This window comes from Mycolicibacterium arabiense, from assembly GCF_010731815.2.
GTDB lineage: Bacteria > Actinomycetota > Actinomycetes > Mycobacteriales > Mycobacteriaceae > Mycobacterium > Mycobacterium arabiense.
In genome coordinates this window covers 4,089,350-4,103,108 of record NZ_AP022593.1, presented here as the reverse complement: position 1 = coordinate 4,103,108, position 13,759 = coordinate 4,089,350, and the positions used below count along the sequence as shown (strand labels likewise).

The following is a 13,759-nucleotide window of genomic DNA, read 5'->3' as shown; positions in this document are numbered from 1 at the left end:
CGTTGGACCAGAACTGCAGAAGGAGCAGCTACATGGCAGATCCGCAGGATCGTCCCGGCCAGGAGAGCCAGGGCCAACCCACGCCGCCTGCCGCCCCGCAGCCGGGCGCGAAGGCGTCGGCGAAGAAGTCGCCCGCGAAGAAGGCTCCCGCCAAGGCCGCCGCGAAGACCCCGGCCAAGAAGGCTCCTGCCAAGAAGGCCGCGCCGGCCAAGGCCCCCGCGAAGAAGTCTCCCGCGAAGGCACCGGTGAACAAGGCTCCCGCCAAGAAGGTGCCGCCCGCCACTGCCACGCCCACCCCGCCTGCCACGCCTGCTACGCCCGCCGCGCCGCCGGCCCCCAAGGCCGCCACGACGACTCCTCCACTCGTTCCACCGATCGTCGAGAACCCGAACGCGGCCAAGGAGACGGCCGCACAGGCGAAGTCGACGGTGGCCGCTGCCCCGCCGATTCCGGCTCCGGTGGCACCCGGTCCGGACGCTTCCCGACTGCCGGTGTTCGCCGGCGTCGCGGCGGGACTGCTCGCGATCCTCGTCGTGCTGCTTGTCCGTCGGAACTCCGAGGACTGACCTCCCAGCCGTCGACTCGCCGCTCGCTAGCATTCGTCGGGTGACCATCGAACCCAGGGCGACGGCCGATCTCGTCGACGACATCTACCCCGACGTGCGCAGCTGCGATCTGCAGCTGCGGGACCTCGGTGGGGTGACGACGTTCGCCGGCCCCATCACCACCGTGAAGTGCTTCCAGGACAACGCGCTGCTGAAGTCGGTGCTGTCCGAGCCGGGCAACGGCGGTGTGCTGGTGATCGACGGTGACGGGTCGCTGCACACCGCGCTGGTGGGCGACGTCATCGCCGGAATCGCGAAGGACAGCGGGTGGGCCGGACTGATCGTGCACGGCGCGGTGCGGGACGCATCGACGTTGCGCACCATCGAGATCGGCATCAAGGCGCTGGGCACCAACCCGCGCAAGGGCACCAAGACCGGCGAAGGTGACCGCGACGTCGCGGTCACCTTCGGCGGTGTGACGTTCAATCCCGGCGAGATCGCCTATTGCGATGAGGACGGGATCGTCGTCGTCAGTGCGTGATCCGGCTCAGGCGTTGACGGCGGCGCGGTGCTTGCTGAAGTGCAGCGCCTCGTCGTCGACCTTGCCCTGACGGATGGTCCGGATGTCGAGGAAGTAGTTCTGCTTCAGCTTCCACGGGGCGCGTGATCCCGCCTTGGGCAGCTCGTCGAGGGCACGGAGCACGTAGCCCGGGGTGAAGTCCATCAACGGACGTTCGTCGACGGAGTCACCGGGATGCTCGGGCACGTAGGTGTCGAAACCGTGCTCGTCCATGTAGTTGAGGACGCGGCAGAAGAACTCGGACACCAGGTCGGCCTTGAGCGTCCAGGACGCGTTGGTGTAGCCGATGGTGAAGGCCATGTTCGGCAGACCCGAGAGCATCATGCCCTTGTAGGACATGGTGGTGGTGAGGTCGACGGGCTTGCCGTTGCGCCGGATCTCGGCGCCGCCGAACAGGCGGAGGTTCAAGCCCGTTGCGGTGACGATGATGTCGGCGTCGAGGTGCTCACCGGAGTTCAGCTGGATGCCGGTCTCGGTGAAGCGCTCGATGGTGTCGGTGACGACGTCGGCCTTGCCGGAGCGGATGGTCTTGAACAGATCGCCGTTGGGCGCCAGGCAGAGTCGCTCGTCCCAGGGGTTGTACTTCGGGTTGAAGTGCTTCTTGACGTCGTAGCCCTCGGGCAGCCTGCGCTCGGCCATGGTGAGCAGCGTCTTGCGCATGAAGTCCGGGAAGCGCCGCGCCAGCTGGTACTGGAACGTGGCGAAGAAGATGGCCTTCCACCGGTTGGCGACGTAGGCCGCCTTGGTGGGCAGGTACTTGTTGGTCTGCACCGCGAACGGGTCGACGTCGGGCAGCGCGCCGATGAACGTCGGCGAGCGCTGCAGCATCGTGACGTGGCCCGCGCCCGACTTGATGAGCGCCGGGATGAGCGTCACGGCGGTGGCGCCGGAGCCGATGACGACGATCTTCTTGCCCGCGTAGTCGAGGTCTTCGGGCCAGTGCTGCGGGTGGATCTTGGTGCCCTTGAAGTCGTCCTGACCGGGGAACTGGGGTGAGTAGCCCTGGTCGTAGTTGTAGTAGCCGCTGGCGGCGAACAGGAACGAGCTGGTCATCTCGATCGTCTCGTCACCCTTGCGCACGGTGAGGTTCCAGCGGTTGTCTCCGTCGGACCAATCCGCGGCCAGCACCTGGTGGCCGGTCCGGATCTTCTGGTCGATGCCGAACTCCGCCACCGTCTCCTTGAGGTAGGCCAGGATGTCCGGGCCGTCGGCGATGGCCTTCTCAGACGTCCACGGCTTGAATCGGAAGCCGAGGGTGTACATGTCCGAGTCGGAGCGGATGCCCGGGTACTTGAACAGATCCCAGGTGCCGCCGAGGTTGTCGCGGCGTTCCAGGATGGCGTAGCTCTTGGACGGGCTGCGGTCCTGCAGGTGCCATGCGGCGCTGATGCCCGAGATGCCGGCGCCCACGATGATCACGTCGAGGTGTTCAGTCATGGCGACACGCTATCAACACCCTGTCGAATAGGTCAACAGTGTGTTGAGAAATTCGACATGCAGTAAAGTGATCGCGGTGACCACCACCAGCACCAGCCGATCCGGACGCGGCCGTCGTTCGACGCGCCCGTCCGGCGACGACCGCGAGGCGGCGATCCTCGCCACCGCGGAACGGCTGCTGGCGGGCAAGAAGTTCGCGGACATCTCGGTCGACGACCTGGCGAAGGGCGCGGGCCTGTCCCGGCCGACGTTCTACTTCTACTTCGCCTCCAAGGACGCCGTCCTGCTCGCGCTGCTCCAGCCCCTGATTCAGCAGGCCGACACTGGATTCGACGGCGCGATGGAAGCGCTGCCGAGCGATCCGCGGCGCGCCTTCCGCGAGGGCATCCGGACGTTCTTCACCGCGTTCGGCTCGCACAGCGTGGTCGCCCGCGCCGGTACCGAGGCCATTGCGGGCAGTCCCGACGTCCGCGCCGTCTGGTCGACGTTCATGGCGAAGTGGATCACTCAGACTGCGTCGCTGATCGAGTTCGAACGGGCCCGCGGCGCTGCGCCGGAGACCATTCCGGCGCACGATCTGGCGACGTCGCTGAACCTGATGAACGAGCGTGCGATGACCGCCACTCTCGTCGCCGAGGACGGCGCGGTCGCGCAGGACCGCATCGTCGACACTCTCGCCCACATCTGGCTGACCAGCATCTACGGCGACTCGCAGTAGCGACGTCGCACGTACGTGCGAACATGTGTTCGTGTCCGGTGGCCAGGAGCAACGGTCGGGTCAAGCCACGATCCTGCACGCCGACCTCGACTCCTTCTACGCCTCGGTCGAGCAGCGTGACGACCCCGCGCTGCGCGGCAGGCCGGTGATCGTCGGCGGCGGCGTGGTGCTCGCGGCGAGCTACGAGGCGAAGGCCTTCGGGGTGCGCACGGCGATGAACGGTCGCCAGGCCAAACAGCTGTGCCCGCACGCGATCGTCGTACCGCCACGGATGGCCGCGTACTCCGATGCCAGCGCCGCGGTGTTCGAGGTCTTCCACGACACCACTCCCCTGGTCGAACCGCTGTCGGTCGACGAGGCGTTCCTCGAGGTCGGAGGCCTCGCCAGGGTGTCGGGCACCCCGGTGCAGATCGGCGCGCGGCTGCGGGCTCGCGTCAGCGACGAAGTGGGGCTGCCCATCACGGTCGGCATCGCGCGGACCAAGTTCCTGGCGAAGGTCGCCAGCCAGGAGGCCAAGCCCGACGGTCTGCTGCTGGTGCCGCCCGACCGCGAGCTGGCTTTCCTGCACCCGCTGCCGGTGCGCAGGCTGTGGGGCGTCGGCGTCAAGACGGCCGAGAAGCTGCACGCCTACGACGTCCACACGGTCGCCGACGTCGCCGAGCTGAGTGAGTCGACCCTGGCGTCCATCGTGGGCGGTGGCATGGGTAGGCAGCTGTACGCACTCGCCCACAACATCGATCGGCGCCGGGTCGTCACCGGCGTGCGGCGCCGGTCGGTGGGTGCGCAACGGGCACTGGGCCGTGCGGGGAACACCATGTCCGACAGCGAGATCGATGCCGTGGTGGTCAACCTCATCGACCGGATCACCCGACGCATGCGCAAGGCGGACCGCACCGGTCGCACCGTGGTCCTGCGGCTGCGCTTCGACGACTTCGGCCGTGCCACGCGGTCGCACACCCTGTCGCACGCTACCGCCGGCACCGACGAGATCCTCGCCGCCGCACGGCAATTGATCGCAGGCGCGGCGCCCCTGATCGCCGAGCGGGGCCTCACCCTGGTGGGGTTCGCGGTGTCCAACATCGACCGTGACGGCGCCGCCCAACTCGAGTTGCCGTTCCCCACGCGCGCCGACACCGCTTCGGTCGACCGGGATCCCGTCGACCGCAAGGCAGTCGACTCCGCGGTCGACGAGGTGCGGCGCCGCTTCGGCAACGCGTCGCTGACCCGCGGCGTACTGCTCGGCCGCGACCCGGGGCTCGAGATGCCCACGCTTCCCGAGTAGACCCGACTGGCTAGGGCCGCGAACCCGTCCACTCGAGGAGCCGCTCCACCGGCCAGGTGTTCACGATCCGGTCGACCGGCACGCCGTTGTCGAGGGCGCGCTGCGCCCCGTAGCCGAGGAAGTCGAGCTGGCCTGGCGCGTGTGCGTCGGTGTCGATCGAGAAGTCGCAGCCGATCTCGAGTGCGAGTTGAAGCAACCGGGTGGGCGGATCCCGACGCTCGGGCCGGGAGTTGATCTCCACGGCGGTGCCGTTGTCGCGGCACGCGGTGAACACCTTCTCGGCGTCGAACTGCGACTCGGCCCGCGTCCCCCGACCGCCGGTGACGAGCCGGCCGGTGCAGTGCCCCAGCACGTCGGCATATCCCTCCGAGACGGCGCGCACCATCCGCCGCGTCATCGCGGACGCGTCCATTTTCAGCTTCGAGTGCACGCTGGCGACCACGACGTCGAGACGCTCGAGCAGCTCGGGTTCCTGATCGAGTGATCCGTCGTCGAGGATGTCGACCTCGATGCCGGTGAGGATGCGCATCGGCGCGAACCGCTCGCGCAATTCGTCAATCACGTCGAGCTGCTTGCGCAGACGATCCGGCGACAGGCCGTTGGCGACCGTCAGCCGCGGCGAGTGGTCGGTCAACGCGCAGTACTCGTGGCCGAGTCGCACGGCGGTCGCCATCATCTCGTCGATCGGCGCCGAACCGTCCGACCAATTCGAGTGCAGGTGCAGATCCCCCTTGAGCGCCGCGCGTATCTCTCCGCCGCCGAGGTCACTTGCAGCCTTGCGCAGTTCGGCCAGGGTGTCCGGCTCACGGCCCGCCCACGCCTGGGCGATGACGGTGGCCGTCTTCGGACCGACGCCAGGGAGGGTCTGCCAGCTGTTGGCCCTACCGTGCTTCTCGCGCTGCGCGTCGTCGAGTCGCTCGACGACGTCGGCGGCGTTGCGGTAGGCCATCACCCGGCGGGACTCCTCGCGGGCGCGGTCCTTGTAGAACGCGATCTCGCGGAGGTCGGCTACGGGATCTCTTCCGTCCATGACCCCTAGTTTGCGCGCATGCGGGGATCGCGCCCACTGGCGGCCAGCGCCCGGTCGAACGTCGAGGCGTCGGCGGCAACGGGTACGGCGGGCCCGAACAGACCGTCGACGGGGCCGTCGGCCGCGAAGGACTCGACGTACTCGAGCACCGCCCGGGCCTCGTCGTCGTCCACCGCGTAGTCCTGGCCGGTCGCAACCGCGATGTCCCAGCCGTGGATCGTCACCTCGCCGAGCGCGATCATCGCGACAGTCTCGCCTGGCATGTCCATGCCCGCGATGCGGGTCATCCCCTCCCATGCAGCGGGCTCCCGCCAGGCGGCCGCCAGCTCGAGGAGATTCGCCGGGTATCGGTCGCGCCAGTCGTCGTCGAGCACGAAGTCGCCCTCGGGTGGCGTGTCGGTGAGGTCACCGAGGTCCTTGCGGGCCGCCGCGGCGAACGCGAGCCCGAGCAAGCCCACGTGGGCCACCACGTCGGCCAATGGGAACCGTTCGCACGGGGTCGCCGCGTCCAGCTGGTCGTCGCGGATCGGGCCGAGCAGCGCCGCGGTCCGCCTGCATGCCGTCGTCATGTCGATCATGGTGTGTGGACCCGAGTCGAGCACCAAACTCATCGGGACGGTTCCCAGTTTCGAGGACTAACGTCGAATCCGTGCGATTCGCGTTCAAGACCTCACCGCAGAACACCACCTGGGCCGAGATGCTCCCGATCTGGCAGACGGCCGACGACATCGACGTCTTCGAGTCCGGCTGGACGTTCGACCACTTCTACCCGATCTTCTCCGACTCGACCGGCCCGTGCCTGGAGGGTTGGATCACGCTGACGGCGCTGGCCCAAGCCACCAAGCGGCTGCGTGTCGGCGTGCTCGTCACCGGCATCCACTACCGCCACCCCGCGGTGCTCGCCAACATGGCCTCGGCACTGGACATCGTGTCCAACGGACGCCTCGAACTCGGCATCGGCGCTGGCTGGAACGAAGAGGAGTCCGGCGCCTACGGCATCGAACTCGGCTCGATCAAGGAGCGCTTCGACCGGTTCGAGGAGGCGTGTGCGGTCCTCACCGGCCTGCTCACGCAGGAGACCACGACGTTCGACGGCAAGTACTACCAGCTCAAGGACGCCCGCAACGAGCCGAAGGGCCCGCAGCAGCCGCACCCGCCCATCTGCATCGGCGGCAGCGGCGAGAAGCGCACCCTTCCGCTCACGGCGAAGTACGCCGACCACTGGAACTTCGTCGGCGGGCCGCCCGACGAGTTCGCCCGCAAGCGGGACGTATTGGCGGCGCGGTGCAAGGACATCGGCCGGGACCCCAAGGAGATCACGCTGTCGGCGCACGTGCGCCTCGGCGAGGACCGCGACTACCAGAAGCTGATCGAGGACTGCGTCGCGCTCGGCGCAGAAGGTCTCGACCTCGCGATCATCTACCTGCCGCCGCCGTACGACCCGGCCGTGCTGGAACCGCTGGCCGAGGCGATCCGGGACAGCGGTCTGCTCGGCACGCCGTAGGTCACGCGTCTCCTACGTCGACTGGGTCACGCGTCTCCTACATCGACGACGTGGACGCGGACGCCGTTGTCGGCGATCCGCTCGAGTTGCCGCGGGTCGGCGGTCGAGTCGGTCACCAGGTGGTCGAGCTGACTCAGCGCCGTCATCCGCGCCAGCGTGACCTTGCCGATCTTCGACCCGTCGACCGCGACGACGACGCGCTGGGCGTTGGTCGCCATCGCGATCGCGGTGCGCGCCTCGGCCTCGTCGAAGGTGGTGGCGCCGACCTCTGCGGACATGCCGTCGGCACCGAGGATCGCGGTGCCGACGGTGATGACCTGAAACGCATGCTCTGACATCGGGCCAACGGCCTCAAGGGAATTCGCGCGCACCAGCCCCCCGGTGATGATCACCTTCATGTGCGCGTCGACCGCGCAGTCGGCGGCGATGGTCAGCGAGTTGGTCACGATCGTCATGTTGGGCCTGCCCTTGAGCGCCCGCGCCGCCTCGCCGGTGGTCACGCCCCCGGTAAGCGCCACCGCCTGTGGGCCGGCGGGCACCAGCGCGGCCGCGTGCTGGGCGATCCGGCGTTTGATCGCGATCATCCTGTGGTCGCGCAGCCGGACCGGGATCTCGCTGCCGCTGGGATCGAGCGCCCGGGCGCCGCCGTGGGTGCGCAGCAGCAGACCCTGCTCCTCGAGTTCGCCGAGGTCCCGGCGCAGGGTGGCCGGCGAGACGCGTAGCTCCTCGCACAGCACCGACACCGAGACGTCCCCACGGTCGCGGAGCAGCGAGAGCACCTCGCGCATGCGATCGGTCCGCTTGATCGACATCGCCGACACTCCTTGGGCCAGGGTTGAGACGCTCAGTTTTACTGATCGTTTCGCCCGTTGCATTGCGCGCTTTGAGCGAGCTTCTCATGATCGATGAATGTTGACGCCTTCGGAGTACGTCAGCGGGAATCGGGAGACAGCGTGACACCCACCATCGTCATCATCGGGGCGGGCAGCGTGGAGTTCACCCGCGAACTACTCGGCGACGTCTTCTCGTTCCCCGAACTGGCGTCGGTGCGAATCGTCCTGCACGACATCGACACCGAGCGGCTCGAGACGGCCGAGGCCATCGCGCACGCCACCGCCGCAGCCACCGGCGCCCGGCCCGAGATCGTCACCTCGCTGGACCGCCGCCGCGCCCTCGACGGCGCCGACTACGTCATCAACGTGATCCAGGTCGGGATGCACGAGGCGACGGTGCGTGACTTCGACGTGCCCGCCGGGTTCGGGCTGCACCAGACCATCGGCGACACCATCGGCGTCGGCGGCATCTTCCGCGGTCTGCGGACGTTCCCGGTGCTCGCAGGCATCGCCCGCGACATGACGGAAATCTGCCCCGACGCCTGGCTGCTCAACTACACGAACCCCATGGCGATGAACGTCACCTACCTGCACCACGTGGCGCCAGACCTCAAGGTGCTCGGGCTGTGCCACTCGGTGTACTGGACCATGGCCGGCCTGTGCGAGATCGTCGACGTACCCCTCGACGAGGTGTCGTGGTGGTCCGCAGGCGTGAATCATCAAGCGTGGGTGCTGAAGTGGGAGCACGCAGGCCGGAACCTGTACCCCGTGCTGGACGAGCGCATCGCCGCCGACCCCGAACTGCGGCGGCGGGTGCGCGTCGACATGTACCGCCGACTGGGCTACTACCCCACCGAGACCAGCGAGCACTCCAGCGAGTACGTGCCGTGGTATCTGCGGCATCCCGACGAAGTGGAGCGGTTGCGGATCAACGTCGGTGAGTACGTGTCGATCAGCGAGGCGAACCTCGCCGAATACGACCGCGTGCGAGCTGAACTCGCCAGCTCGACGTCGCTTGCGATCGACACCGAGTCCACGGAGTATGCCCCGCAGGTCATCCACTCACTGGAAACCGGTGCGGTGCGGGTGATCTCGGCGAACGTCGTTAACGACGGGTTGATCACCAACCTGCCCTCCGGCGTTGCCGTGGAGGTGCCGACGATGCTCGACGCACTCGGCGCACACCCGATGAAGGTCGGCGACCTGCCTCCGCAGTGCGCCGCCCTCAACCGTGGCTTCCTCGGCCCGGTGGACTGCGCCGTGCGCGCCGCGGTGGACGGTGACCCGCGGCTGGTGCGGGCAGCGGCCATGGTGGATCCCAACACGGCGGCCACGTTGACCGTCGACCAGATCTGGCAGCTGTGCGACGAACTGACCGTCGCGCACGACGACCTGCTACCCGAATCGCTGCGCACGAAGATGGCGCCGTGAAGTCCAGTCGAACAAGAGGAGTGCACAACGTGATTCGCTCGGTGTTCCACCAACGTCTCCGCATCGCGCTGGTCGCGGTTCTCGCGTTCGTCCTGGCCGCCTGTGGCGGCGGATCCTCGTCGTCGGGACCGGTAGAGATCGCCGTGTGGCACGGCTACCAGGACACCGAGGGCGACGTGTTCAAGGAACTCGTCGCCCGCTACAACCAGGACCACCCCGATGTGAAGGTCGCCGAGCTGTACTCCAGCAACGACCTCGTGCTGCAAAAGGTGCTGACCGCGGTGCGCGGCGGCAGCGCCCCGGACGTCGCCTACATGTTCGGCTCGTGGTCACCCAACATCGCGCAGATCCCGCAGGTCGTCGACATGGCAGAGGAGGTGTCAAAGCCCGAATGGCAGTGGGACGACTTCTATCCCGCCGAGCGCGAGGCTGCGACCGTGGGTGACGAGGTGGTCGGCGTGCCGGCGCTGGTGGACAACCTGGCGATCGTCTACAACAAGAAGCTGTTCGCCGACGCAGGCATCGCACCGCCTAGCCCGGAGTGGACCTGGGACGACTTCCAGGCGGCCGCCGCCAAGCTGACCGACCCGGCGAAGGGACAGTACGGCTGGCTCATTCCCGCCGACGGCAGCGAGGACACCGTGTGGCACTACGTGCCGATGCTGTGGGAGGCCGGTGGCGACATCCTGTCCCCCGACAACCAGCGCGCGGTGTTCAACTCCGAGGCGGGCGTGAAGGCGCTGACGGTGCTGCAGCAGATGGCCGTCACGGACAAGTCGCTCTACCTCGACACCACCAACGAGAACGGCCCTAAGCTGATGAACAGCGGCAAGGTCGGGATGCTGGTGACGGGCCCGTGGGATCTCAGCCAACTGTCCGACATCGACTACGGCGTGCAGGTCATGCCCACGTTCGCCGGGTCCAGCGGCGGCCATCAAACGATTGCGGGCCCGGACAACTGGGTGACGTTCGACAACGGCGACCGCAAGAAGCAGGCCGCCATCGACTTCGTGAAGTGGATCTCCGCACCGGAGCAGGTCAAGACGTTCTCACTGGGCACCGGCGACCTCCCCATCCGCACCTCGGTGGGCCAGGACCCCAGCGTGCTCGCGTCGCTCGATCAGAACGTCCCCGGTACCGGCGTGTTCGTCCAGAACCTGTCCAACGTTCAAAAGGTGCGGCCGACGGTGCAGCAGTACCCCGACGTCTCCGAGGCGCTCGGACAGTCGATCGTGGCGGTGCTGCTCGGCAAGGAGCAGCCCGCGGACGCGCTGAACGCCGCAGCCAAGGCGGCCGACGCCGCACTGGCCGGGAAGTAGGCCCATGCCCCGGGAGGTCTCCGTACGGCGACCGCAGTCCTTCCTCCGGCGCGTCGGCCGCTCGGAGACCGTCAACGGCTGGGCCCTGATCAGCCCCGCCGTCGTGCTGATCGGCATCTTCGGCCTACTGCCGGTGCTGATGTCGCTGCAGCTGTCGTTCCAGCAGTCCGACCTGTTGACGCCGGAGACGCCATGGGTGGGTCTGGAGAACTACCGGAAGCTGGCCGACGATCCGGTGTTCGTCGAATCGATCCGGCACACGATCGTCTACACCGCCCTGTTCGTCCCGGGCACCATGATCGTCGGGCTGTTCGTGGCCGCGGCGATGAACCGGTCGGTGCGCTTCATCTCGGTCTACCGCACCGCGGCCTACATCACGATGGCGGTGTCGACGATCTCCCAGGGCATCATCTTCATGTGGCTGACCGACCGGGACTACGGTCTGGTCAACGCCGCGCTGAACGCGGTCGGGGTGCCCTCGCAGGGGTTCCTGGCGTCGCCGTCGCAGGCCCTGTTCGTAATCGTCGCGATGACGATCTGGGGTTGGACGGGGTTCTCGGTGATCGTGTATCTCGCTGCGCTACAGGGTGTTCCCGCTGAATTGAACGAGGCCGCGGCGATCGACGGAGCCAGCGCGTTCACCCGGTTCCGCACCATCACCGTGCCCCTGCTCGGCCCGGCGAACCTGTTCCTCGTCGTCTGGCTGACCATCAATGCGCTGCAGCTGTTCGACGAGGTGTACGCCACCACGCGCGGCGGACCGCTGCGCGCGACCACCGTCATCGTCTACTACCTGTGGGACCGCGCCTTCGTGCACTTCGACGCCGGCTACGCCGCGGCGATGGCGTACGCGCTGTTCGTCGTCATCCTCGTGATCACCGCGGTGCAGTTCCGCATCGCCCGGCGATACGTGCACTACTCGTGACGCGGCTACGACTGCCGTTCAGCCCATGGCACCTGGTGCTGATCCCCTTGTCGTTCCTGCTGATCGTGCCGCTGCTGTGGATGCTGATCACCTCGCTCGAGACCGAGGGCGAAGCCAACCGCTTCCCTCCGGTGCTGCTGCCCGACACCCCGCGGTTCGAGAACTATTCGGAGGCTTGGGCTTCCGCGCCCTTCGGGCACTTCTTCCTCAACAGCGCGCTGGTGACCCTGGTCGTGCTGGCCAGCAACCTGATCGTGTGCAGTCTCGCCGGGTACGCGTTCGCCCGCATCCGGTTCCTCGGCCGAGGAGCGCTGTTCGTCACGTTGATGGCGACGCTGATGGTGCCGTTCCAGGTCACGATGATCCCGGTGTTCCTGATCGTGAAGTGGTTCGGCGACAACGTGTCCGAGGTGCTCGGCATCGACCACATCGGCGCTCTGATGCTGCCGAATCTCGCGACGGCGTTCGGGATCTTCTTCCTGCGCCAGTTCTTCATGACCGTCCCGGTCGAACTCGAGGAGGCGGCGCGCGTCGACGGCACCTCGCGGCTCGGCGTGCTGTTCAAGATGGTGCTGCCGCTGTCGCTGCCCGCGCTCTCGACGCTCGCCGCGCTGACGGTGCTGACGTCGTGGAACGACTTCCTGTGGCCGCTGATCGTGATCACCTCCCAGGACCAGATGACGATCCCGTTGGGACTGAGCTACTTCCAGGGCGCCCACCGCGTGAACTGGCCGCTGCTGATGGCGGCCAACGTCATGAGCCTGTTGCCGATGCTGCTGGTGTTCATCGGGGCGCAGCGGTACTTCGTGCAGTCGGTCGCCAGTACCGGAATCAAGGGTTGAGAGGGAGACGTTGGCAGAGGTCGAATTCCGCGACGTGACGCGGGAGTACCCGGGTGGGCGCTCCGGCACCATGGTGGCCCTCAAGGGTCTGAACCTGACGGTCGCCGACGGCGAGTTCCTGATCCTGGTGGGGCCGTCGGGCTGCGGCAAGAGCACCGCGCTGCGTCTGCTCGCCGGGCTGGACAAGCCGACGTCGGGCGAGATCAGGATCGGCGGGGAGGTGGTCAACGGGCTGAGCCCCGGCGCGCGCGACATCGCGATGGTGTTCCAGAACTACGCGCTGTACCCGCACATGACCGTCTACCGAAACCTGGCATACGGGTTGCGGCAGCGCAGGACTCCGCGCGCCGAGATCGCCCGGCGGGTGCGGGAGACCGCCGACCTGCTGCAGATCGGCGAGCTGCTGGACCGCAAGCCCGGCCAACTCTCCGGCGGGCAGCGCCAGCGTGTGGCGATGGGCCGCGCGCTGGTACGCCAACCGCAGGCGTTCCTGCTCGACGAGCCGCTGTCGAACCTCGACGCGAAGCTACGCAACCAGGTCCGCGGCGACCTGAAGCGGCTGCACCGCGAGCTGCCCGTCACCTCGATCTACGTGACCCACGACCAGGTCGAGGCGATGACTCTTGGCGACAGGCTGTGCGTGATGTCGGCAGGCGAGGTCCAGCAGATCGGCTCGACCGACGAGATCTACAACCGCCCTGCCAACACGTTCGTCGCCGCGTTCATGGGCAGTCCGCCGATGAACCTGATCCCGGCAGGCGTCAGCGGTGGACTGTTGCACGTCGGCGGCGCACGGGTGACGGCGGTGTCCGAACCCGAGGGTCCCGTCATCGTCGGCGCGCGGCCCGAGCACCTCGTGCTGCACACCACCCACGGCGACGGCATGGTGCCCGCGCGCGTGGACTTCGTGGAGCCGCTCGGCAGCCACGTCCTGGTGACCGCGCTGGTCGACCCGGTCGACGATCCAGACACCGGTCCGACGCGGGTGATCGTGCAGGCGCCGGCAGGCACCGACCTGGACGCCGGCACCCGCATCGGTCTCGAACTACCGCCGGAGCGGACGCACTTCTTCGACGTGGAGACCGGCAAGGCACGGCTGCGACGCGAACGGGTTGCGTACGGCGGACCTCGCGTTAACTGACGGCGAGGTAGATAAGTCGGCTAAGCAAACAACTGGCGGTCGCACACACGACGCCGGTCGGGGCTCAGAAGCCGTATCGATACATCTCGGCCGGGGTGATGAGGCGTTCGTGCTTGGCCGGGAATTCGCGGCTCTTCACGGGGTGGCGGAGGTATGACCAGGCGATACGCCT

14 protein-coding genes are annotated in these 13,759 nt (G+C 67.8%); 10 read left to right on the top strand and 4 right to left on the bottom strand.

The features are described from left to right. The first annotated feature begins 32 nt into the window (after positions 1–32). Both G6N61_RS21355 and rraA read left to right on the top strand, forming a co-directional pair. On the top strand, positions 33–566 hold the full coding sequence (locus G6N61_RS21355; protein WP_163920714.1) for a hypothetical protein: 534 nt from the start codon (positions 33–35) through the stop codon (positions 564–566). Positions 567–606: 40 nt separating this feature from the next. Continuing rightward, entirely contained in the window at positions 607–1,086 is a 480-nt protein-coding gene (rraA, locus tag G6N61_RS21350; RefSeq protein ID WP_163920711.1) for a ribonuclease E activity regulator RraA, read from the top strand. 6 nt (positions 1,087–1,092) lie between these two features. Here the strand turns inward: rraA and G6N61_RS21345 are convergent, their stop codons facing one another. Further along, a complete protein-coding gene (locus G6N61_RS21345) occupies positions 1,093–2,562 on the bottom strand; it encodes a flavin-containing monooxygenase (protein WP_163920709.1) in 1,470 nt (489 codons plus the stop codon). A gap of 76 nt (positions 2,563–2,638) precedes the next feature. On the opposite strand from G6N61_RS21345, the gene G6N61_RS21340 reads away from it, so the two are divergent. Together G6N61_RS21340 and dinB are read left to right on the top strand one after the other, a co-directional pair. Further along, the gene (locus tag G6N61_RS21340; RefSeq protein WP_163920707.1) at positions 2,639–3,280 is read left to right on the top strand and encodes a TetR/AcrR family transcriptional regulator; all 642 of its coding nucleotides are present in this window, start codon (positions 2,639–2,641) and stop codon (positions 3,278–3,280) included. Between the two features lie 25 nt (positions 3,281–3,305). After that, positions 3,306–4,562: a DNA polymerase IV gene (gene dinB / locus G6N61_RS21335; protein WP_179973501.1), complete on the top strand. Its 1,257-nt coding sequence runs from the start codon at positions 3,306–3,308 to the stop codon at positions 4,560–4,562. A 10-nt stretch (positions 4,563–4,572) separates the two neighbouring features. Here the strand turns inward: dinB and G6N61_RS21330 are convergent, their stop codons facing one another. After that, positions 4,573–5,592: a PHP domain-containing protein gene (locus G6N61_RS21330; protein WP_163920703.1), complete on the bottom strand. Its 1,020-nt coding sequence runs from the start codon at positions 5,590–5,592 to the stop codon at positions 4,573–4,575. Between the two features lie 5 nt (positions 5,593–5,597). Then, positions 5,598–6,161, bottom strand: a complete 564-nt coding sequence (locus G6N61_RS21325; protein ID WP_308215019.1) for a TIGR03086 family metal-binding protein — start codon at positions 6,159–6,161, stop codon at positions 5,598–5,600. An 80-nt stretch (positions 6,162–6,241) separates the two neighbouring features. On the opposite strand from G6N61_RS21325, the gene G6N61_RS21320 reads away from it, so the two are divergent. Further along, entirely contained in the window at positions 6,242–7,096 is an 855-nt protein-coding gene (locus G6N61_RS21320) for an LLM class F420-dependent oxidoreductase (protein ID WP_163920701.1), read from the top strand. A gap of 26 nt (positions 7,097–7,122) precedes the next feature. Here G6N61_RS21320 and G6N61_RS21315 read toward each other — a convergent pair whose 3' ends face one another. Continuing rightward, entirely contained in the window at positions 7,123–7,908 is a 786-nt protein-coding gene (locus G6N61_RS21315) for a DeoR/GlpR family DNA-binding transcription regulator (protein WP_163920698.1), read from the bottom strand. A 141-nt stretch (positions 7,909–8,049) separates the two neighbouring features. Here G6N61_RS21315 and melA point away from each other — a divergent pair, with 141 nt between their 5' ends. Genes melA through G6N61_RS21290 form a run of 5 tightly spaced genes read left to right on the top strand, consistent with a single transcriptional unit; the run spans position 8,050 to position 13,587 of the window. Beyond that, positions 8,050–9,360 (top strand): alpha-glucosidase/alpha-galactosidase, encoded by a 1,311-nt coding sequence (gene melA, locus G6N61_RS21310; protein WP_163920695.1) that lies wholly within the window; start codon positions 8,050–8,052, stop codon positions 9,358–9,360. A gap of 29 nt (positions 9,361–9,389) precedes the next feature. Continuing rightward, positions 9,390–10,679: an ABC transporter substrate-binding protein gene (locus tag G6N61_RS21305; protein WP_235887236.1), complete on the top strand. Its 1,290-nt coding sequence runs from the start codon at positions 9,390–9,392 to the stop codon at positions 10,677–10,679. 4 nt (positions 10,680–10,683) lie between these two features. After that, positions 10,684–11,604: a carbohydrate ABC transporter permease gene (locus G6N61_RS21300; protein ID WP_163920692.1), complete on the top strand. Its 921-nt coding sequence runs from the start codon at positions 10,684–10,686 to the stop codon at positions 11,602–11,604. After that, positions 11,601–12,446, top strand: a complete 846-nt coding sequence (locus G6N61_RS21295; RefSeq protein ID WP_163920689.1) for a carbohydrate ABC transporter permease — start codon at positions 11,601–11,603, stop codon at positions 12,444–12,446. Before G6N61_RS21300 ends, G6N61_RS21295 begins: the two co-directional genes overlap by 4 nt. 10 nt (positions 12,447–12,456) lie before the next feature. Then, positions 12,457–13,587, top strand: a complete 1,131-nt coding sequence (locus G6N61_RS21290; protein ID WP_163920687.1) for an ABC transporter ATP-binding protein — start codon at positions 12,457–12,459, stop codon at positions 13,585–13,587. The last annotated feature ends 172 nt before the right edge of the window (positions 13,588–13,759 follow it).

Excerpts from the sequence above, each read along its gene's own strand:
- G6N61_RS21355 (WP_163920714.1), top strand. The coding sequence starts at position 33 with ATGGCAGATCCGCAGGATCGTCCCGGCCAGGAGAGCCAGGGCCAACCC.
- G6N61_RS21345 (WP_163920709.1), bottom strand. The coding sequence starts at position 2,562 with ATGACTGAACACCTCGACGTGATCATCGTGGGCGCCGGCATCTCGGGC.
- G6N61_RS21330 (WP_163920703.1), bottom strand. The coding sequence starts at position 5,592 with ATGGACGGAAGAGATCCCGTAGCCGACCTCCGCGAGATCGCGTTCTAC.
- G6N61_RS21325 (WP_308215019.1), bottom strand. The coding sequence starts at position 6,161 with ATGACGACGGCATGCAGGCGGACCGCGGCGCTGCTCGGCCCGATCCGC.
- G6N61_RS21315 (WP_163920698.1), bottom strand. The coding sequence starts at position 7,908 with ATGTCGATCAAGCGGACCGATCGCATGCGCGAGGTGCTCTCGCTGCTC.
- G6N61_RS21300 (WP_163920692.1), top strand. The coding sequence starts at position 10,684 with ATGCCCCGGGAGGTCTCCGTACGGCGACCGCAGTCCTTCCTCCGGCGC.